Here is an 18,678-nt window from a genome sequence, read left to right on the forward strand (position 1 = left end):
CCATTGTGTCTATGGTTCAGGTCACGCTGAATGAGGCCGCCGACATTCTCGACGTCGGCCGTACTGCCGTCGTCCACTATCTGGAATCCGGCAGGCTGAAAGCCGTCGGCCGCATCGGTCGAACCACCCTGCTTGAACGCGCCGACGTCCTGGCCCTGAAGGGCGAGCCGCTCCGACGGGGCCGCAGCTGGAGCCCGCGCATCGCCTGGGCTGCCATCGCCCTCCTGTCCGGTCAACGTGTCGACTGGCTTGGCGCCGACGAGCTGAGCCGCATCAAGCGGCGTCTCACCGGGTACGACGTCGAGGCCGTCCGTCACCTCGCGCGTCACCGCGCCATCACCTTCAGCTTCGACGCGCCGGAGAACGTGCGCGGACACCTCGAATCCCTCGCCCTCGTCACCGGGGAGACCAGCCTGCAGGACGCGGAGGTCGCACGCTCCTTCGGCTTGGCCGGCGGCCGGGGGGGACGCCTGGACGGGTACGTCACCGCCGCCCAGGCGCGCCCCATCGCCGGAGCCCTGGGGCTCGCCGAGGTGCACCGCGGCAACGTGACACTGCGCGAGACAACGATCGAGCAGCCGTTCGCTGCTGGGCGTACCCCGATCGCGGCGGTCGCCCTGGACCTGATGGACAGCCCCGACACGCGCCTTGCCTCCGCCGGCCGGCAGAAGATGAAGGAGCTGCTCGGTGGCTGATCAGGCCCGCCCCGTGTGGGAGATCCCCTACCCGAGGTACGGATGGGCAGCACCTTGGCCGCGGTGCTTTGAGGTGGCCGAGGTCCTCTCCCCAGAGGACTGGACGCTCGTCGGCGGCCTGATGGTCCAGCTGCACCTGCAGCGAGCCGGCATCCGGACCATCAGGCCGACCGAGGACATCGACATGGTCGCCCACATCGAGACCGACCCCAATCGCCTGTCCAAGGTCCAGGGTCGCCTGATGACACTCGGATACGTCCCGAAGCCGCCTCTGCCGCGCGGCGCAGCGGCCCACCGCTTCGAGAGGGGCGGCAGCGAGGTGATCGACCTGATGGTCGCCGATCACGCCAACACCGACCCCGCCCCGACGCTGATGGGACGCCCCGTCGTGAAGGTGCACGGCGCTACGGGCGCGCTGCAGCGAACAGTCAACAGCATCATCGCGACCGACCCTGACGGCACCACCCACAGCATCATCAGCGTGCCAAACTCGATCGCCGCACTCGGGCTGAAAGCAGCCGCCTACATCGACGACAGGAGGGATACCCGCCGGCACCTGGACGATGCGATCAGCCTCGCGGCCACGATCGCTGACCCCGTCGCCGAAGCTCGCTTCTTGCGCGGACACGACCGCGGCAGGATCCGGCGGATCTGGGCTCACCTGCAGGACCCGGACCACCCGTCCTGGTTGACCTTGGACCCTGAGCACATACCGGCAGCACGCTCGGCGCTGTCGATCCTCACCCAGAAGACGCAGGGTCTCACCGACGTGCGTCGGCTCGGCTTGACCTGACAGCAGCGGTGCGAGTGGCGGCTGGAGTACCGCACACATGAGGGGCATGACGACCTCTGCGATCATCGCCTTCCCCGCCACGATCACCCTCGACGACGCCGACCACGCCGACGAGGCGCTCCGCGAGACGAACGCGAGTACGCCGGGATCCCCTCCTACGCCAACCGTCGGCCCGAGACCCTCGCCGGCTCGCGAACTCCAGCTCCGGCCCCTCGACGAGGCAGAACGCGGCCTCAGTGCCGGATCGGCTCGCTGACCAGGTCCTTCGGTATGCGCGGCAGCGGCGAGGGCAGGTGCTGGAACGGGTGCCGGATCCAGTGCCACGGCGAGAGCCCGACCTCGGTCTCGTGGGCGCCCTCATGGCGTGCCTTCCAGCCGAGCACCGCCTGGGCCTTCGCCCACGGCCCGCTGGCCCAGTACTCGACGAACGGCCGCGTCGTCGGTCCGTCCCAGCCGAGCAGCCGCTTCAGGTCCGCCGGCTCCCGCACGTCGCCGGCGCCGAGCTCCTCGCCGGCGATCCGGCGCAGCTGGTCCTGGTCCGGGTTCTCCTCGTGGAACTCGGGCCACCAGCGGCGCATCTGCAGGCCCGGGTCGACGTCCGGGTTGGCTCCGAGCGCGTAGTCCGGGCCGTAGACGGCGACGTCGGCACCGGTGACCGCGCCGTACATCACCGACGTCGACAGCCGGTTGGAGACCACCCGGCGCGACGAGGCCATCAGGTACAGCACCCGGGCGATGAACCGCGGGTCGCGGCGCTCCCCCGAGCTGACGATATGGTGGCCGGCACCCTCCCAGGCCCGCACGATCGTCTCGTTCTGCAGGTCGTCGATGTGCAGGCTGACCGTCGCCGATCCTTCCTTCTCCCGCACCTGCGCCGCGTAGGCCGCGTGGTCGCCGGCGACCTTGAGCAGCGCCGTGCCGTGCATCGGCAGCACCAGGGTCCGGTCCTCACGGGCCGGCAGCGCGTCGGCCTGCTGCGCCTGCCGCAGCAGGTAGAGGTAGGGGGCGCCGATCGCGTCCAGCATGGGCGACCCGTCCGCGAACCGGCTCTCCGGGTCCTCGGGCGACCAGGCACGCGAGGTGCTGGTCCAGGACAGCCGCCGGCGGGACGGGCCCCAGCCGGCGAAGTCGCCGAACTGGGCCCGGACCGGGCTGGTCACCGTCCAGCCGTGCTGGATCAGGCCGGCGACGTGCCGAACGCGGGGCAGCCCGCAGTGCCGGGCGAGGACCGCGGAGTGGCCGTAGTAGTGGTTCTGGATGTCCATGCGGCGGGCAGCGCTCCTCGTCAGGGGCGGAACGGGGACGGGCGGGGGCGGACGGGCGTCAGGGCCGGACGGCATGCCGGGCGAGCTTGCCCAGGCCGGGCCACATCCGCCGCTTGACCACCTCGGGCGCCAGCGCGACCGCGTGCAGGCGGGAGGAGAAGTGCACGCGGGCGGCGCGGGCGGCGCCGGTCCAGCCGAGCCGGGCGAAGTCGCGGGCGCACTCGTCGAAGAAGGCGCGCTCCTCCGCGAACCGGCGGCCGTCCAGGGCGCGCACCGAGGAGTCGGATTCGCGGTGCCGCCGATACTGGAAGCACACGGTGTCGGTGACGAGCAGCTTGCCGCCGGCCATGATGATGTCCAGCGCGAGGGCCAGGTCCTGCACGACGTCGTAGCCCTGCCGGAAGTTGTGCTGCTTGACCCGGTCCGAGCGCCAGGCGACGGACGGGAAGTACAGCCAGTTGGCGCTGATCAGCGACGCGGCCAGCGGCTCGCCGCCGATCACGGCGCGGGAGGCCCGGCCGACGGCGCGGGCCCGGACCACGGTCTTGACCCTGTCCCCGAGCGGCTCGTACACCGCGCCGTTCTCGTCGATCACCTCGACGCCGGGCTGGACGATGTCGACGTCGTCGGCGGCGAAGGCATCGGCCACGGTCTGCAGGTAGTTCGGCAGCATGATGTCGTCAGCGCCCATGATCACGCAGAACGGCGCCGTGACCAGGTCCACGCACTTGCGGTAGTTGCCGTTCGCCCCGAGGTTCACCTCGTTGCGGTGGTACTCGACGCGGTCGTCCCCGGCCGTCAGCTGCGCGAACCACGCGGGCAGGTCCGGGTCGGGGAACCCGTCGTCGACGATCACCAGCCGGAAGTCGCGGTACGTCTGCGCCTGCACGCTCGCCACCGCGGCCTTCATCATGGCCACGTCGCCGTAGTAGGGGAACATCACATCGATCGTCATTCAGCCACCGATCCTCGGGTTGCTTCCGGTCTGCGGGGACCCCTCCGGCCCCTCCCAGGGCCGCGGGGTCTCGTCGATGGCGATCCGCCGGGACAGCTTCGTCAGGGAGATCTCCACCTGACGGAACCGCTGGTAGGTGGTCGCCATGAAGATGAGGAAGACCACGATGAACCCGTAGAGCACCAGGTCCGTGCCGCGGCCGATCCCGAACCAGGACGCGACCGTGGTCAGGATCGCGGGGAACAGGATGGAGATCACCGCCACGAACGCCATCGCCAGCAGCAGCATGCGCCGGATGGCCATGTGGCGGGCGTTGGACGCCCCGCGCATCAGCACCAGGGAGAAGGCGATGACCGCGACGACGAGGAGGATCTGGACGAGGAACTGCATGGGCTACCTCAGGAACAGTTCGGCCAGGATGTTGACCGCGTTCAGCAGCGACTGTCCCTTGGCCTTCGAATAGTCGGTGTAGATGATCTCCACGGGGTGCTCCACCCAGCGCGGCTTCAGCTCGGCGAGCTGGTTGATCAGTTCGGAGGCGTGCGCCATCCGGTTCTGGGTCAGCCGGATGCTGCGGGCGACGTACGGGTTGAACGCGCGCAGGCCGTTGTGCGCGTCGGTCAGGTCCATCCCGGTGGAGAGCCGGGACTGCAGGGCCGCGGTCTTGAGCACCAGCCGCTTCATCGGGGCCAGTCGCGTGCGCCCGTCCAGGAAGCGGGAGCCGAGCACGATGTCCGCCTCGTCGGCGAGCACCCGGTCCCGCATGGCCAGCGCGTCGGCCACCCGGTGCTGCCCGTCGGCGTCGAACGTGATGATGCAGTCCAGCTCGGGATCCTGCAGCGCGTAGTCGATGCCGGTCTGCAGGGACGCACCCTGGCCCAGGTTGATGGGGTGCTGCACGACGACGGCGCCGGCCTGCCGGGCCACCTCGGGCGAACCGTCCGAACTGCCGTCGTCCACACACACGACGTGCGGGAGATGAGGCAGCAGACCGGTCACCACATCGGCCACGACCGACGCTTCATTGAACATCGGAATGACGACCCACGAGCGACCCACGCCGTCCAGTATCACACAGCGACCGCGCCGGGCCGGGACGCCGCGGGCCGGGATGCGCCGGCCACGCGGGTGGCTGCCGTAGGGTGGGCGAGGGTCGTCACCGCCCGGACGCCGGACCGGCCCCGGGCCGCGCCCGGTCATGTTGGTCCATCGAAGGAGGTCGCCCGGATGAGCTGGTGGCACACCATCCTGCCACTGGGCATCACCGTGGTGGCCGTCTTCGTCCCGGGCGCCGTCCTCGCGCGCTGTGCGGGTGTGCGCGGCCTCACCCTCGCGGCCGTGTCCGCGCCGCTGACCGTGACGATCTGTGCCGGCACGGCGATCGTCGCGCCGCGCCTCGGCGTTCCCTATACCCCCGTCGTCGTCGCGATCGCCACCGTGATCGTGGCGCTGCTCGCCCTCGCCCTCCGGGTCGCGGTGCTGCTGCGCCGCACCGATCTGAGCCAGGCGCGGTCCTGGATCCGGCCGGGTGCCACCCGGTCCACGGCCCGCGACTACCCGCTCGTGGGCGACCCGCGGGTGACGGGCATCCTCATCGGGCTGGTCTCGCTGGTGCTGCCGCTGTACATCATCGGGCTGCGGTACGTCCGCGGCATCGGCAAGCCCGAGAACATCTCCCAGACGTACGACAACATCTTCCACCTCAACGCGGTGCAGACGATCATCTCGACGGGCAACGGGTCCTCGCTGACCCTGGGGAACCTCACCCCCACGTCGGCGGGCTTCTACCCGGCCGCGTGGCACGACCTCGTCGCGGTCGTCGCCGAGCTGACCGGAGCGTCGGTGCCGCTGGCGGTGAACGCCACCAACATCGTCGTCGCCGCCCTCGTCTGGCCGCTGGCCTGCCTGTTCCTGGTCAGCCGGATCAGCGGGGGCCGGCTGCTGCCGATGATGCTGACCGGGGTGCTCTCGGCGGCGTTCAGCGCGTTCCCCTACCTGATGATCGACTTCGGGGTCCTCTATCCCAACCACCTCGCCATCGCGATGCTGCCCCTGGCCATCGGGCTGGTGGTGGACGTGCTCGACGTCGGCAGCTTCCGGCCCGAGTCCGTGCTCACGTCCGGCCTGCTGCTCGTCCTGATGCTGCCCGGGATGGCCCTGGCCCACCCGAGTGTGGTGGTCGCCCTGGTCGCCTTCGTGTTCCCCCTCGTCCTCGCCAAGCTAGCCCAGCAGCTGATCCGCGCGGCGCGCGGTTCCGTCCCGCGGCGGCGGGCCATCGTGTGGGCCGGCCTGACCGTGCTGTACGTGGTGGCCGGGCTGGCCGTCTGGATCGTGGCCCGCCCGGACCCCAGCACCTACACGTGGCAGCCCGTGCAGACCGCCGCGCAGGCGGTCGGCGAGATCCTCGGCGCCGCCCCCATGTTCGCGCCGATCTCGTGGCTGATGCTGGTGCTGATCGCCATCGGGCTCTACAGCATGCTGCGGCAGCGCCGGCAGTGGTGGATCTTCGGCATGTTCCTCGTCGGCTCCGCCCTCTTCATCGTCGCCAGCTCGATGCCGGTCGGCGACGTGCGCTCCTTCTGGACGGGCGTCTGGTACACCGACAACTTCCGGCTCGCGGCGCTGCTGCCCATCGTCACCGTGCCGATCGTGGCCATCGGCGCCGAGTTCCTCGTCCGCCACCTGGTCACGGATCTGCGTCGGCTGCTCGAACGGCGCGCCGCCCGGCAGCCGGTGGCGCCCGCGGGCGACCGGTCGCGCGTGCTGGCCGGCCTGCAGGAGCGTCCCGGCATCGTCTACGGCTCGGTCAGCCTGGCGCTCGTCCTGATCATCGGGGTACTGGGCCAGAACCCGTCGCTGGAGGTCCGGCAGGACTCGCTGATCGCCCGGTACGCGATGACGTCGACGTCCCCGCTGCTCGACAGCGACGAGCGGGCCCTGCTCGACCAGGTCGACGGCCTCGTGCCCGCCGGCGAGCAGGTGCTGGCCAACCCGCGCACCGGTGGCGCCCTGGTGCTCGCTCTCGCGGACCGCCGCACCGTCACCCCGCACGTCGCCGGCCAGCGCTCGCCGGCGGAGCAGACCATCATCGACCACTGGGACGAGGCCGCCTTCAACACCACGGTGTGCGCCGCCGTCCGGGATGAGAACGCGTACTGGGCGCTCGACTTCGGGTCCCGGGAGGTGACCGCGGGGCAGCACCCCTACCCGGGTCTGAACCACCTCGAGGGCACGCCCGGCGTCCGGCTGGCCGCCGAGGTGGGGCACGCCCGCCTCTACGAACTGACCGCCTGCCGCGCCTGACGTGGGAGCACAAACCCGAGGAGTCCCCGTGCGACGTCGTCATCACGCCACCGCCCGCGTCCGCGTCACCGCGGCGGGCGCCGTCATCGCCGCCCTCGCCCTCGCCGGTTGCTCGGGCCCCGCACCCGCGCCGACGCCGTCGGCCACGGACTCGTTCCCGGTCACCGCGCCGGCGCCCACCGCCTCCGCCGTGGTGACCGCCGCACCCCAGCGGGTCGCGGCCATCGACCTGGCCAGCGCCGACCTGGTCGCCGCCCTCGGGGGCCGGCTCGCGGGCGCCCCCTCACCCGGTTACGCCGCCCCATGGTTCGACGCCCAGCTGAACACCTCCGGTCTCACTCCGACCCGCTACCACGAGGTCCCCGGCATCTCGCTGTCCACCGTGAAGGCCCTCAAGCCGGACCTCATCGTGGCGGCGGACACGCTGCTCGACCCGGACCTGGTCGGCCCGTACACCGACCTCGGCGCCCCCGTCGTCTCCTCCCCCGGCCTGGCCACCGCGGACTGGCGGGACCGCACCCGGGAGGTCGCCCGCGCCATCGGCCGCTCCGGCAGCGCGGACCCGCTGATCGAGAACGCGACCCGCGAACTGGCCGAGCAGACCACGGTCTACCCGTCCCTGAAGGGCAAGACCTTCCTCGTCCTGGACGTCACCCCCGCCGCGGAGGCCCGGATCCAGGTGCACACCGCCCGGTCGGGGCAGGTGCAGTTCCTCGAGGCGGTCGGCATGACGCCGGCGCCGGCGATGGCCGCAGCGGGCGCGCCCGAGCCCGGATCGACGCGCTCCAGCGTCCCGGCTGCCGCCGCCGGCACCCTGGCCGCCGATGTGCTCATCGTCAACTTCCCCGGTGGCCGGGACCAGCGGTTCCTGCAGACCGACCCGCACCTCAAGCAGCTCCCCGCCGTCGCCAGCGGGAAGGGGCTGCTGGTGCAGACCAGCGGGCCGATCCATCAGGCCCTGGACGCGGCGACGCCCGACAGTTTCCGATGGGCCATCGACAACGCCCTGCCGGACGTGGCGGAGACCGCCTACCTGGTCGATCACCCGGACCAGGTCTCGCCCTCGCCGTCGCCCTCCCGCTGAGGGGCCGGCGCGGCGCCGCTCGTCGTGTCAGTGGCCGCCGCGCAGGTGCCGGACCGCGTCCTGCACGGGACCGTCGAGCACCATCCGGCCGTGCTCGAGCAGGATGCCCCGGTCGCAGAGGGTGGCGACCTTGTCCAGTTCGTGGCTGACGACCACCAGCGTGCGACCCTGGCCGACCATCTCCTCGATCTTGGCCATGCACTTCTGCTGGAACGGCTCGTCCCCGACGGCGAGGATCTCGTCCACGAGGAAGATGTCCGGGCTGGTGTGGATGGCCACGGAGAACGCGAGCCGCAGGTACATGCCGGAGGAGTAGAACTTCACCTCGGTGTCGATGAACTGCTCGATCTCGGAGAACGCGACGATGTCGTCGAACTTGTCCTCGATCTCCTGCTGCGTCATGCCGAGGATCGCGCCGTTGAGGAAGACGTTGTCCCGCCCGGTCAGGTCCGGGTGGAAGCCGGCGCCGACCTCGATCAGCCCGGCCACCCGACCGCGGGTCGCGACCTCACCGCCGTCGGGCCGCATCACCCCGGAGATCAGTTTGAGCAACGTCGACTTGCCGGAGCCGTTCAGCCCGAGCAGCGCCACCGTCTCGCCCCGGCGGATGTCGAAGCTGACGTCGTCGAGCGCCTTGAACCGCTCCGACAGGTCGCCGCGCCGCCCGGTGATCAGCCAGACGAACGCCTCCTTCATCGAACGGGTGTGCCGCAGCACGAACTTCTTCGTCACCGACCGCACGGCGACGACGACGGAGTCCTCCGGGGGCCACGGCCAGCCCGCGGACGACGACGTCGGCGCCGGCTCCTCGATCCGCTCCCTCATTCACAGCTCCTGGGCAAAGCGACCCTCCAGCCGGCGGAACATCAGATCGCCCAGCACGAGCACGACCAGGCTGATCCCCAGGGCCACCGGCGTCCACAGGGAGAGCAGGTGCGGCGGGATCGGTGCGGTGCCGCTGGTGGTGGGCTGCCAGAATCCGTAGTGGAACAGCTCGACGGCGACCGTGATCGGGTTGGCCATGTACAGGGGGAACGCCCAGCCGGGCAGCTCCTGGGCCACCATGGTCCAGACGTACAGGACGGGTGAGAGCCAGGTGGCGACCATGGTGAGCAGGTCGACGATGTTCTCCGAGTCGCGGAAGAACACGTTGGCGACCCCGAAGACGAGGCCGAGCCCGGCCGACAGCAGCACCATGATGAGCATGGCGACGACGATCACGGCCAGTTGCAGCAGGCTGGGATGCCACCCGACCAGCAGGCACGCGAGCAGCAGCACCAGCAGCTGCGGCAGGAAGTGGATCAGCGCCACCCAGACGGTGGAGACGGAGAACAACTCCCGCGGCAGGTAGATCTTCTTGATCAGGGCGCCGTTGGCCACCATGGCGCGCGCGCCGTTGCCGAACGCCTCCCCGAAGAAGTTGATCAGCACGATCCCGGAGAACAGGTACACCGGGTAGTTCTCCATGTTCTTGTTCAGGCCGAGGAACAGGCCGAGCGCGAGGTAGAACACGAGGAACTGGACCCCGGGCTTGATGTAGGACCACACCAGGCCCAGGATCGACCCGCGGTACCGGACCTGGATCTCCTTGTTCACCAGCAGCCGCAGCAGGTAGCGGTGCCGGGGCACGTCCGCCAGACCCCGGCCGTGACCGGGGCGGACGAGCGGCTCGAGGGGGCTCGCCGTGCTCATCGGCGCAGTTCGGACCGGGTGTGCGCGGCGAACGTCTGCTCCCACGCCGGCAGGGAGGTGATCCGGGCGGCCGCCTCCTGGTAGGCGCGGCGCAGCGCCGGCCACTCCCGCAGGAGCTGCGCATGCAGCGCCGCGGAGCGGGCCAGCTGGTGGCGCAGCTCGCCACGGTCGCGTTGGTACCACGACACCCCCGTGCCCTCGGCGTTGGAGACCAGCGCCGAGTCGTACTGGGAGATCCGCCACCACTTGTTGTCCTGGTGCGCGATGTGCGCCTGGGGTCGCTCCCGGGACTCCGGCGGGACCGGGGCGACGAGCTGACGCACCACGGTCTTCGCGGCCCACGGGATCAGGCGGGTGTAGCCGGGGGCCGCCAGTCCGCGGCCGCGCCGGGGCGGCTTGGCCATGTGGGGGGCCGGATACTGCTCGACGTCGGGCGCCAGCTGCGCGTCGGGGTACTCCTGGGTCATGGCCCGGATCTGCTGGATCCGCTCCGGCAGGATGCGGTGCAGCTGGTCGGGGCCGGCGAGCACGTCCTCCAGCGCCATGGCCCGGCCGGCCGCCGTGTAGTACTGCATCGAGATCAGGTGCTTGATGTCGGCATACCCGGACTCGCGCAGCACCCGGCCGCCGCGCTCGTACGGCGAGTGGATGAGCGCGGAGATCAACCGGTTGCGGATGTGGAAGTACGCCTGCCAGCCGACCAGGTCGTCCTTGTCGATCCAGGACACGTGCCAGACGGCGGCACCGGGCAGCGACACCGTCGGGTAACCCGCCTTCCGCGCCCGCAGGCCGTACTCGGCGTCGTCCCACTTGATGAACACCGGCAGGGCCAGGCCGACCTCGCGGATCACCCGGGTGGGGATCAGGTCCATCCACCAGCCGTTGTAGTCGACGTCGACCCGACGGTGCAACCAGGCGGTGTTGCGCAGGCTGGAGCCCCGCAGGTCGTGCCCGAGGACCTGGTCGGCGACCGGCTGGTCCGGCTGGAAGCGGTACGGGTTGACGATCTCGCCGAAGGTGTGCAGGACGGTCCGGTTGTAGAGGTCGAACATGTGGCCGCCGACGATGGTCGGTTTGCGGCACCGGTCGGCGAAGGTCAGCAGCCGGGCGATCGACTCCGGCTCGATCACGACGTCGTCGTCCAGCAGCAGGGCGTAGTCGCTGCCGTTGGCCACCGCCTCGTACATGCCGCGGGAGAACCCGCCGGAACCACCCAGGTTGTCCTGGTGGATGATCCGCAGTTTGCCGGTCAGCCCGGCCGCGACGGCCTCGAAGTCCGGGTGGTCGGCGACGCGGGCCGTGCCCTGGTCGACGATGAGGATCTCCTGCAGCAACTCCCGCGCGGCGGGATCGTCCGCCAGCAGCCGGAGGTTGTCGAGGCAGAAGGAGGCCTTGTTCATCGTGGTGATCTGCAGGGTGATCCGGCCGGGGGCGCGACCGTCGTCCCGGCCCTGCCAGCTCGCCTCCTCCAGCACCAGCGGCTCGCGGCCGGCCACCAGGTCGAACCAGTACCAGCCGCCGTCGCCGAAGGGTGCCAGCGGCAGGTCGAAGAGGGTGTCCGCCGGGCCGGTGACCCGGCGCGAGTCCACCCGCTGCAGCGAGCCGCGCGCGTTGGAACGGTAGACGACGACGGTGCCGGTGCCGGTGGTGCGCACGGCGAGCCGCACGTCGTCCAGCACGGTCCAGCGCCGCCAGTACGAGGCGGGGAACGCGTTGAAGTACGTCGCGAACGAGACCCGGTTGCCGGCCCGCACGGACATGGAGGTGCGGCTGATGAAGTCCTCGGCGTGCGCGACCTCCGCGGCCACGGAGACGGGCACGACGGTCTTCGCGGTGCGCCCGGTGTCCGCGGAGCCGTCCATGGTGGACAAGCGGGCGCCGGTGGCGACGCCGGTGTCCACGTACAGGGGCACGGTGTCCATCTGCCCGGCGTGCGGCAGGATCACCCGCTGCAGCGTGCTGAACGCCGGTTGCGCCGCGGCCTCGGAGGGCAGCGGCGTCGCCTCGGCGCTCATTCGTCGACTCCCCCGCTGACCAGCGGCGCACCACCACTGAAGTGCGGCTTGATCTTGTTCTCGTACATGCTCAGCGCCGAACCGATCGCCATGTGCATGTCCAGGTACTTGTAGGTGCCGAGGCGACCGCCGAACAGCACGGACTGCTCGTCCCGGGCGAGGTCGCGGTAGGCGAGCAGCTTGGCGCGGTCCTCGGCGGTGTTGATCGGGTAGTACGGCTCGTCGCCCTGCTCCGCGAACCGGGAGAACTCGCGCATGATCACCGTGGCGTCCTTGGTGTAGTCCCGCTCCGGGTGGAAGTGACGGAACTCGTGGATGCGGGTGAAGGGCACGTCCTCGTCCGGGTAGTTCATCACCGGGCACCCCTGGAAGTCCTCGATGGGCAGGACCTCCTCCTCCAGGTCGATGGTGCGCCAGGAGAGGTCGCCCTCGGCGTAGCCGAAGTAGCGGTCCACGGGACCGGTGTAGACGACGGGTACCTGACCGAGCACGGCCTTGCGGCCCAGCTCGTGGTTCTCGTCGAAGAAGTCGGTGTTCAGGTGCACCTCGATGTTCGGGTGGTCGGCCATCCGCTCGATCCACGCCGTGTACCCGTCGACCGGCAGGCCCTCGTGGGTGTCGTTGAAGTACCGGTTGTCGTACGTGTAGCGCACGGGCAGCCGGGAGATGATGCCCGCGGGCAGGTCCTTCGGGTCCGTCTGCCACTGCTTGCCCGTGTAGTACTTGATGAAGGCCTCGTACAGGGGCCGGCCGATCAGCTGGATGCCCTTGTCGTTGAGGTTCTGCGGGTCCGTGCCGGCCAGCTCGCCGGCCTGCTCCCGGATCAGCTCGCGTGCCTCGGCCGGGCCGTAGGCGGCGCGGAAGAACTGATTGATGGTGCCGAGGTTGATCGGCATCGGGTATACCTCACCCTGGTGACGGGTGTAGACGCGATGGACGTACGAGGTGAACGCGGTGAACCGGTTGACGTACTCCCACACCTTCTCGTTCGAGGTGTGGAAGAGGTGCGCCCCGTAGCGGTGCACCTCGATGCCCGTCTGCGCCTCGTTCTCGCTGTACGCGTTGCCCCCGATGTGGTGACGACGGTCCAGCACCGCCACCTTCAGTCCGAGCTCCTCCGCGGCTCGCTCGGCCACGGTCAGGCCGAAGAAGCCCGAACCGACGACGACAAGATCAGCGTTCACCAACACTCCTGGGGATCGAGGAATCCGGGGCGCGCGACGGCGCTGCCCGGCAGGCACCGCCCCAAGATTACCCGACGGGGCCCCGGCTCCCGCCGGAATCCGGGCCGCCGGCGGCGTGCCGTGGCGGCGCGGGATCCCGCGCCGGGAGGCGCTTCTTCCTCCCCAGGCGACCGCGGACCTGGCGTTGTGCACATCGTCACGCCGGTGCCGTTCCCCGGTGGCCTCACCGTCCTACGGTCGTCCCCACGAGCCGGTGCCGCAGCCCTCCGGCGCCGAGACGATCGACGCGGCGGAGGCGACTCGGCTCGCCCGACGGTGTATTGAGGGAGATGGGGTGCACGATGATGCTGCCGATCGTCCTCGTGCACGGCCCCGGCGCGACCACGGGTCCCGGCCCGGGGCCCCGCTGCCGCTGCCGGACCGCGGTCGTGCACCTGGTCGCCGACCTGCCGGACGCCCGGTCGGGGGACGAGGCGGAGTCCGACGAGTCGGTGGACGTCCGGCGGGAGAACCACCCGCACGACGCCGGCGAGCGCCTCCGGGCCGGTGCCGGCCCTGGCCCGATCCTCGCGGGGCTGCTGGGCCGCGTCTGCGGGCACGCCGAGCTCACCGTCGACGGTGTGCCGGTGAGTGCGCTGCGGGCGGTGCCGGTGTCCGGCGCTCTGATCGTCCGGGCGGGGGTCGCCGCGCGGCGCGGCGGCCCGCCGGCCGGATTGCGCCTGAGGCCCGCGTCCCCGTTCGACCTCGCCGCGGGACTGGTGCTCGGGGTGACGGGCGGTGCCGGGGCCGGCACCCTGCTGGCCCTGCACCGTGGCCGGCACACGATCGGCCGGGCGGGCGCCGACCTCGCGATCGACGACCCATCGGTCTCCCGCCGGCACGCCGTGCTCGACGTGCTGCCGGACCGGATCGTGCTCACCGACACCGGCTCGGCCAACGGCCTGACCGTCGACGGCCGGCGCCGTCGGACGGCGGTGGTGACCGTGGACTCGCGGATCACCGTGGGCGCAGCGTCGTTGCGGTTGCGCGCGACCGACACGGCGCTGCCCCCGTATCCCACCAGGCGAGGCTCCGTGACCCGCCCTCGTGCCGGCACGGCCGCGGCACCGTCGGCCCCCGCACTCCGGCGCGGACCGTCCTGGCCGCTGGCCGCAGCCGCCCTGCTGCCCCTGCTGGTCGGCATCGTGCTCGGCGCGACGACGGGCTCGTGGGTGCTGCTGGCGATGACGGCGATGTCCGTGCCGGTGACCCTGCTGCCGGCGCTCGCCGCGCTGCGCGCGCGCCACCGGTCCCGGCGGCCCCACCGCACCGACCCGGGTGCCCCGGCTGGGCGACCCGGCGTGGAGCACTCCGAACCGCCCGATCTGACCGTTCATCTGCTCGCCGCTCACCGATCGGTCGCCGGGGTTCGCGGTGCACCCGGGGGCCCGCCCGGGCCGGGGACCCGCGCGTCGCCTCCGCCCGACGGGCCGGCGGGCGCCGAGACCGACCTTCCCCCGGCGCTGCTCCGTCTCGGTGCGGCGGTGCCCTCGCCGGGGCGCGGCCGCCTACGGTACCCGGGCGGGGCGGTGACGACGTGCGACGGCGACGCGGTCACCGGCCGCCCGGCTCCGGCCGGTACCACCGGCGGAGCTGCCGGCACCGCTCCCGGCAACGCGCCCACGGCGCCGGACCCCCGGTCGAGAGAGCCGCGATGGGCGGCGCGACGCTCGCGGGTCGGACGGGGAGGAGAGGCGGGGACGCGACTGCCGGGACCGCCGCCGGTGGTCCTCGAGCTGGCCGCCCATCGCCGCGTCGACATCGTCGGTGGCCGTGCCGAGACCGCGGGGCTGGTGCGCGCCCTGGTGACGCAGGTGAGCGGCCTGGATCCCGCGGTGCGACTGCACCTGTGCGCCGACCCCGAGCTGGCCGCGAGCGCGCGACTGCTGCCGTCCGTCACCGTGCTCGGCAGCGACCTCCGGCCGGTGGTCACCGCGGCCGGCTCTCGCCGTCCCGGAGCGGTGAGCGACCCTGCCGACGACGCCGAGTCCCCGGACGAACCGGCCGCGGTGCTCGTCGTGGCGGTCGATCGGCTGGATGCCGCCGGTCGGGCCGCACTGGGACGAGTGCTGCGACATCCGCCGCCGGCCCTGTGGCTCGTCCGCGAACCGGAGGCACCCGGTCGCGCGCCCACGTCGGCCGACGGCGACGACATGACCGTCGTCCGGCTCGGCTCACCCGCCACGATCCGGGCGCCCGGCACGGCGCTCACCTTCGCGCCCGACGAGATGCCCGCGGCTGCCTTCGAGCGGTACTGCGTCTGGCGGACCCAGGCACTCCCGGCACGCATCCTGACCGGATCCGCCGCCGACCTGCCGCGCCGCTGCACGTCGGACGCCCTGCTCCGGCTCACCCGGGAGGCCGTCGCCGCGGCGCGACTCCCCTGCGTGCTCGGGGTGACCGCCGACGGACCGCTGCTGATCGATCTGGCGGTGGACGGTCCCCACCTGCTCGTCGCCGGCACCACCGGCGCCGGGAAGTCCGAGCTGTTGCGTACCCTGATCCTCTCCTTGACCCGCCACCGGAGCCCGGACGCGCTCGGTCTCGTTCTCATCGACTTCAAGGGCGGCACCGCGCTCGCGCCGCTCGCGACTCTGCCCCACTGCGACGCGCTGATCACCGATCTCGACGACGAGCTCGAACGGACCCTCGCCTCGCTGCGGGCCGAACTGCGGCGGCGGGAGGAGCTCCTGCGCCACTGGGCCGCGGACGCCGTGGACGACGCCGCCATCCCCGCCCAGGAGTCCCCCGGCCGACTGGTGATCGTCATCGACGAGTTCCGTGTGATGGCCGACGAGCACCCCGACGGACTCGCCGAGCTCGTGCGGCTCGCCGCCCAGGGCCGTTCGCTCGGCATCCACCTGGTGATGGCGACACAGCGCCCGCGCGGCGCGGTGAACGGCGACATCCGCGCCAACACCGCCATCCGCATCGCCCTGCGCACCCAGTCCGCCGACGAGTCGTTCGACGTGATCGGCTCCGGTCTCGCGGCGGCCCTGCCCGCCCGCATCCCCGGGCGAGGCTGGATCGCGGTGGGCGACCGTCCGCCCGTGCTCTTCCAGACGGCCACCGCCGTACCCGGGACGGCCGCGGCCCTCCCCCGCATCGCCCCCTGGGACGGCGCCGCCGGCCGGCCCGGTCCCTGGACGACGGCTCCGATCAGCGGGCGAGCCGGTACGACGTTCGACGTGCGGCCCCGTGGCCCGCACGACGACCCCGCGAACCAACGATCCCGGCGCCGCGTCATCGCGCCCCCGCTGCCGGAGCACCCGTGCCCGGCCGACGTGCTCGCCTTGGCCGCACCGGGCACGATTCCGTCTCCTGCGGGAGCGCCGGTCGGCGTGATCGACCGTCCGGATCAGCAGCGACTGCAGCCCTGGTGGCACCGGCCGGGCGAGGATCCCCACCTGGCCGTCCTGGGCGAGGACGGAGCCGCCGTCGGCGTCGTCATGCGTGCCCTGGTCGCCGCGACCGCGACGGGCCTGCGCTGCTACCTGCTCGACGCGTCGGGTGCCCTGGCCGGGCTGCTCCCGGCGACCGCGGTGGCGGCACGGGTCACCGCGGCCGAACCACAGCGCGCGGCCCGGGTGCTCGACCACCTGGCCCGGACGGTCGATGCCCGTGAGGGGACGGCGGACGGGGCGGAGTTTCCCGAGCAGGCCGACCCCGGTGTCCCCGACCCGCTGCTGCTCGTCGTGCACGACTGGTCCGTGTGGACCACCGTGTTCCGTGCACAGCCGTGGGCCGGTGGCGAGGAACTGGTGCAGCGTCTGGCCGGAGCCGGCCGAGCCGCTCGACTCGGGTTGATCGTGAGCGGGGGACGGGACCTGTCCGGCGGTCGGCTGCTCGCCTGTCTGGGTCAACGCGTCCACGTGCCCGGCGATCCGACGGCCGCGTGGCCCCGGCTGCCGCGCGTACCCCGGGTGAGCGGCCGCGTGGTCCTCGACGGGCCGGCGGTCCAGAGCGACGGGTCCGGCCAGGTGCTTGCCCGCGCGCAGCTGGTGCTCGCCCCACCCGCGGCCGACGGCTCGCGCGGTGACACTCCGACCGCTGACGACCCGGGTCGCCACAGCCCACGCCAGGACGATCCGGGCGCCGACTCTCCGGGTCGCGACCGCGCTCGCAGTGACGGGTCGGCCGCCGGTGGGGCAATGGCCGCGCCGATCCGGGCACCGGGATCGGCAGGGACGGCGGGATCGGCGTCGGCGGGATCGGCAGGGACGCCCGACGATGACGTGCGCGCCGGACCGGTGCTGTCGCCCCTCCCCGATCGGCTGAGCCTGGACCGACTGCGAGGCTGGGCCGCCCCGGGACCGTCCGACCTCGCGCCGGGCTCCTCACCGCGGGCGTGCGGCCCGGGTTGCGCGCCGGCGGTGACCGGAACGGGCTGGGCTCTGCTGGCCGGGTTGGGCGAGGAGCACGGGCGGCCGCTGTGGCTGAGGCTGCGACCGGGCCAGGTGCTGCCGGTGATCGGGGCCTCCGGATCCGGCCGCAGCACGGTGCTGCGGGCCCTGGCTGCCCTCAACGTCGACGCGGTGAGCCGGTGGTCGCCGGGGGACGCGGCGCCGCCCGGCCCGCGGGTGCACCTCGTGGACGACGCCGACGCGCTCGATCCGACGAACCTCGCGAGGCTGACGGAACTGCTCACCGACGGTCACGCCGCTGTGGTGGCGGTGTCGACGGCGACCGCACTGACCCACCGATTCCCGCTGATCGGCACCGCGGTGACCGAACGCCGTCTGGTCGTCGTCGGGGTGGCGGATCCGGCGGCGCTCATCCCTCTCGGTGTGCGACTGCCGGTCGACCCGATCACGGTGCGCGGCCGGTCGGTCCACGTCCACGGACCCATCCGACGGGTCTTCCAGGTGCCCGAGGTGCCCGAGGTTCCGGACACCGGCCCGGGTCCGGGGGCCGGGGCCGATGTCAGCCGGCGGCGGGGCCCGGCGTGGTGAACGCGACGACGTCGCGCCGGAACAGCAGGGCGATGATCGCCAGCGCCGGCAGACCGAGCAGCAGTGCCCAGCCCCAGAATCCCCCGGTGAGGGTGGGCACGGCGATCGCGAAGAGGAAGAACTGCCACACCAGCACGGCCGCCCGCGCCCAGCGGCGGCCGCGGCTGAGGGCGACCGCGCTCACCGCCTGCCAGCCGGCGATCGCCAGGAGGAGTACCAGGGTGAACACGGCCCCGCCGAAGGACGCGGCCGGGGAGGAGACGAGCGCGATGCCGTACCAGAGGGCCACGGCCGCCATGCCCAGCACCTGGAGCAGCACCAGACCCGCGAGCACGAGCACGGCCGCCGGCCGGGAATGCGCGCTCCGACCGGGGCGTTGACTCGGTGTACGGGGCGCGGGTGCCCGCCGACCGTCGGGGCCGTCGCCGGCCTGCCGGCTCTCACTCATGGCGCTCCATGCTCACCCCAGCAGCCTAGTGGCGGCACGGGTCACGGCCCCCGCCTGCAGGCAAGGCCGATGGCCTGTGATCTTTTTCTCAGGGCTGTGGCGAATGTCCGCGACAGGACCCCTTGTCAGTCAAATCGTTGCATGTCAGGCTTGAACAAGCCGTGAACGTCGACCTCTCACCCGGGTCCGTGTGACTGAATTGTCATTTTCTCTCTGGCGCCCGTTGAGCCCTTCTGGTCGATTCCGGACGCCG

General features: G+C 72.2%; 14 protein-coding genes. 5 read left to right on the top strand and 9 right to left on the bottom strand.

Annotated features, from left to right (window positions below; translation table 11 throughout):
* The first annotated feature begins 11 nt into the window (after positions 1-11).
* Both IEX22_RS06425 and IEX22_RS06430 read left to right on the top strand, forming a co-directional pair.
* Positions 12-695, top strand: a complete 684-nt coding sequence (locus IEX22_RS06425) for a helix-turn-helix domain-containing protein (RefSeq protein WP_188667507.1) — start codon at positions 12-14, stop codon at positions 693-695.
* Positions 696-768: 73 nt separating this feature from the next.
* The gene (locus IEX22_RS06430) at positions 769-1,488 is read left to right on the top strand and encodes a hypothetical protein (RefSeq protein WP_188667508.1); all 720 of its coding nucleotides are present in this window, start codon (positions 769-771) and stop codon (positions 1,486-1,488) included.
* 233 nt (positions 1,489-1,721) lie between these two features.
* Here IEX22_RS06430 and IEX22_RS06435 read toward each other — a convergent pair whose 3' ends face one another.
* The 4 genes from IEX22_RS06435 to IEX22_RS06450 are packed head-to-tail and all read right to left on the bottom strand — an operon-like array spanning position 1,722 to position 4,740.
* The gene (locus tag IEX22_RS06435; protein WP_188667509.1) at positions 1,722-2,753 is read right to left on the bottom strand and encodes a hypothetical protein; all 1,032 of its coding nucleotides are present in this window, start codon (positions 2,751-2,753) and stop codon (positions 1,722-1,724) included.
* A 58-nt stretch (positions 2,754-2,811) separates the two neighbouring features.
* On the bottom strand, positions 2,812-3,708 hold the full coding sequence (locus tag IEX22_RS06440) for a glycosyltransferase family 2 protein (protein ID WP_188667510.1): 897 nt from the start codon (positions 3,706-3,708) through the stop codon (positions 2,812-2,814).
* Positions 3,709-4,098 (bottom strand): DUF2304 domain-containing protein, encoded by a 390-nt coding sequence (locus IEX22_RS06445; protein WP_188667511.1) that lies wholly within the window; start codon positions 4,096-4,098, stop codon positions 3,709-3,711.
* A gap of 3 nt (positions 4,099-4,101) precedes the next feature.
* Positions 4,102-4,740, bottom strand: a complete 639-nt coding sequence (locus IEX22_RS06450; protein ID WP_188667594.1) for a glycosyltransferase family 2 protein — start codon at positions 4,738-4,740, stop codon at positions 4,102-4,104.
* A gap of 195 nt (positions 4,741-4,935) precedes the next feature.
* On the opposite strand from IEX22_RS06450, the gene IEX22_RS06455 reads away from it, so the two are divergent.
* Both IEX22_RS06455 and IEX22_RS06460 read left to right on the top strand, forming a co-directional pair.
* Positions 4,936-7,011: a DUF6541 family protein gene (locus IEX22_RS06455; protein WP_188667512.1), complete on the top strand. Its 2,076-nt coding sequence runs from the start codon at positions 4,936-4,938 to the stop codon at positions 7,009-7,011.
* A gap of 28 nt (positions 7,012-7,039) precedes the next feature.
* Positions 7,040-8,095 (top strand): ABC transporter substrate-binding protein, encoded by a 1,056-nt coding sequence (locus tag IEX22_RS06460; RefSeq protein WP_188667513.1) that lies wholly within the window; start codon positions 7,040-7,042, stop codon positions 8,093-8,095.
* A gap of 27 nt (positions 8,096-8,122) precedes the next feature.
* On the opposite strand, the gene IEX22_RS06465 is transcribed toward IEX22_RS06460, so the two are convergent.
* The 4 genes from IEX22_RS06465 to glf are packed head-to-tail and all read right to left on the bottom strand — an operon-like array spanning position 8,123 to position 12,986.
* A complete protein-coding gene (locus IEX22_RS06465; protein ID WP_188667514.1) occupies positions 8,123-8,920 on the bottom strand; it encodes an ABC transporter ATP-binding protein in 798 nt (265 codons plus the stop codon).
* Positions 8,921-9,787: an ABC transporter permease gene (locus IEX22_RS06470; protein WP_188667515.1), complete on the bottom strand. Its 867-nt coding sequence runs from the start codon at positions 9,785-9,787 to the stop codon at positions 8,921-8,923.
* The gene (locus IEX22_RS06475; RefSeq protein ID WP_188667516.1) at positions 9,784-11,802 is read right to left on the bottom strand and encodes a glycosyltransferase; all 2,019 of its coding nucleotides are present in this window, start codon (positions 11,800-11,802) and stop codon (positions 9,784-9,786) included. Before IEX22_RS06475 ends, IEX22_RS06470 begins: the two co-directional genes overlap by 4 nt.
* Entirely contained in the window at positions 11,799-12,986 is a 1,188-nt protein-coding gene (gene glf / locus IEX22_RS06480; RefSeq protein ID WP_188667517.1) for a UDP-galactopyranose mutase, read from the bottom strand. Before glf ends, IEX22_RS06475 begins: the two co-directional genes overlap by 4 nt.
* A 341-nt stretch (positions 12,987-13,327) precedes the next feature.
* Between glf and IEX22_RS06485 the strand changes: the two genes are divergently transcribed.
* Entirely contained in the window at positions 13,328-17,977 is a 4,650-nt protein-coding gene (locus IEX22_RS06485) for an FtsK/SpoIIIE domain-containing protein (protein ID WP_188667518.1), read from the top strand.
* Here the strand turns inward: IEX22_RS06485 and IEX22_RS06490 are convergent.
* On the bottom strand, positions 17,949-18,425 hold the full coding sequence (locus tag IEX22_RS06490) for a hypothetical protein (protein ID WP_188667519.1): 477 nt from the start codon (positions 18,423-18,425) through the stop codon (positions 17,949-17,951). The two genes, IEX22_RS06485 and IEX22_RS06490, sit on opposite strands and share 29 nt — an antisense overlap.
* Between the last annotated feature and the right edge of the window lie 253 nt (positions 18,426-18,678).

Source organism: Tersicoccus solisilvae (assembly GCF_014643255.1).
GTDB classification, from domain to species: Bacteria; Actinomycetota; Actinomycetes; order Actinomycetales; family Micrococcaceae; genus Tersicoccus; species Tersicoccus solisilvae.

What these genes read in the sequence shown, in the direction of transcription:
- IEX22_RS06455 (WP_188667512.1), top strand. Translation starts at nt 4,936, where the DNA reads ATGAGCTGGTGGCACACCATCCTGCCACTGGGCATCACCGTGGTGGCC.
- IEX22_RS06465 (WP_188667514.1), bottom strand. Translation starts at nt 8,920, where the DNA reads ATGAGGGAGCGGATCGAGGAGCCGGCGCCGACGTCGTCGTCCGCGGGC.
- IEX22_RS06450 (WP_188667594.1), bottom strand. Translation starts at nt 4,740, where the DNA reads ATGTTCAATGAAGCGTCGGTCGTGGCCGATGTGGTGACCGGTCTGCTG.
- IEX22_RS06435 (WP_188667509.1), bottom strand. Translation starts at nt 2,753, where the DNA reads ATGGACATCCAGAACCACTACTACGGCCACTCCGCGGTCCTCGCCCGG.
- IEX22_RS06440 (WP_188667510.1), bottom strand. Translation starts at nt 3,708, where the DNA reads ATGACGATCGATGTGATGTTCCCCTACTACGGCGACGTGGCCATGATG.
- IEX22_RS06425 (WP_188667507.1), top strand. Translation starts at nt 12, where the DNA reads ATGGTTCAGGTCACGCTGAATGAGGCCGCCGACATTCTCGACGTCGGC.
- IEX22_RS06490 (WP_188667519.1), bottom strand. Translation starts at nt 18,425, where the DNA reads ATGAGTGAGAGCCGGCAGGCCGGCGACGGCCCCGACGGTCGGCGGGCA.
- IEX22_RS06445 (WP_188667511.1), bottom strand. Translation starts at nt 4,098, where the DNA reads ATGCAGTTCCTCGTCCAGATCCTCCTCGTCGTCGCGGTCATCGCCTTC.
- IEX22_RS06470 (WP_188667515.1), bottom strand. Translation starts at nt 9,787, where the DNA reads ATGAGCACGGCGAGCCCCCTCGAGCCGCTCGTCCGCCCCGGTCACGGC.
- IEX22_RS06485 (WP_188667518.1), top strand. Translation starts at nt 13,328, where the DNA reads ATGATGCTGCCGATCGTCCTCGTGCACGGCCCCGGCGCGACCACGGGT.
- IEX22_RS06475 (WP_188667516.1), bottom strand. Translation starts at nt 11,802, where the DNA reads ATGAGCGCCGAGGCGACGCCGCTGCCCTCCGAGGCCGCGGCGCAACCG.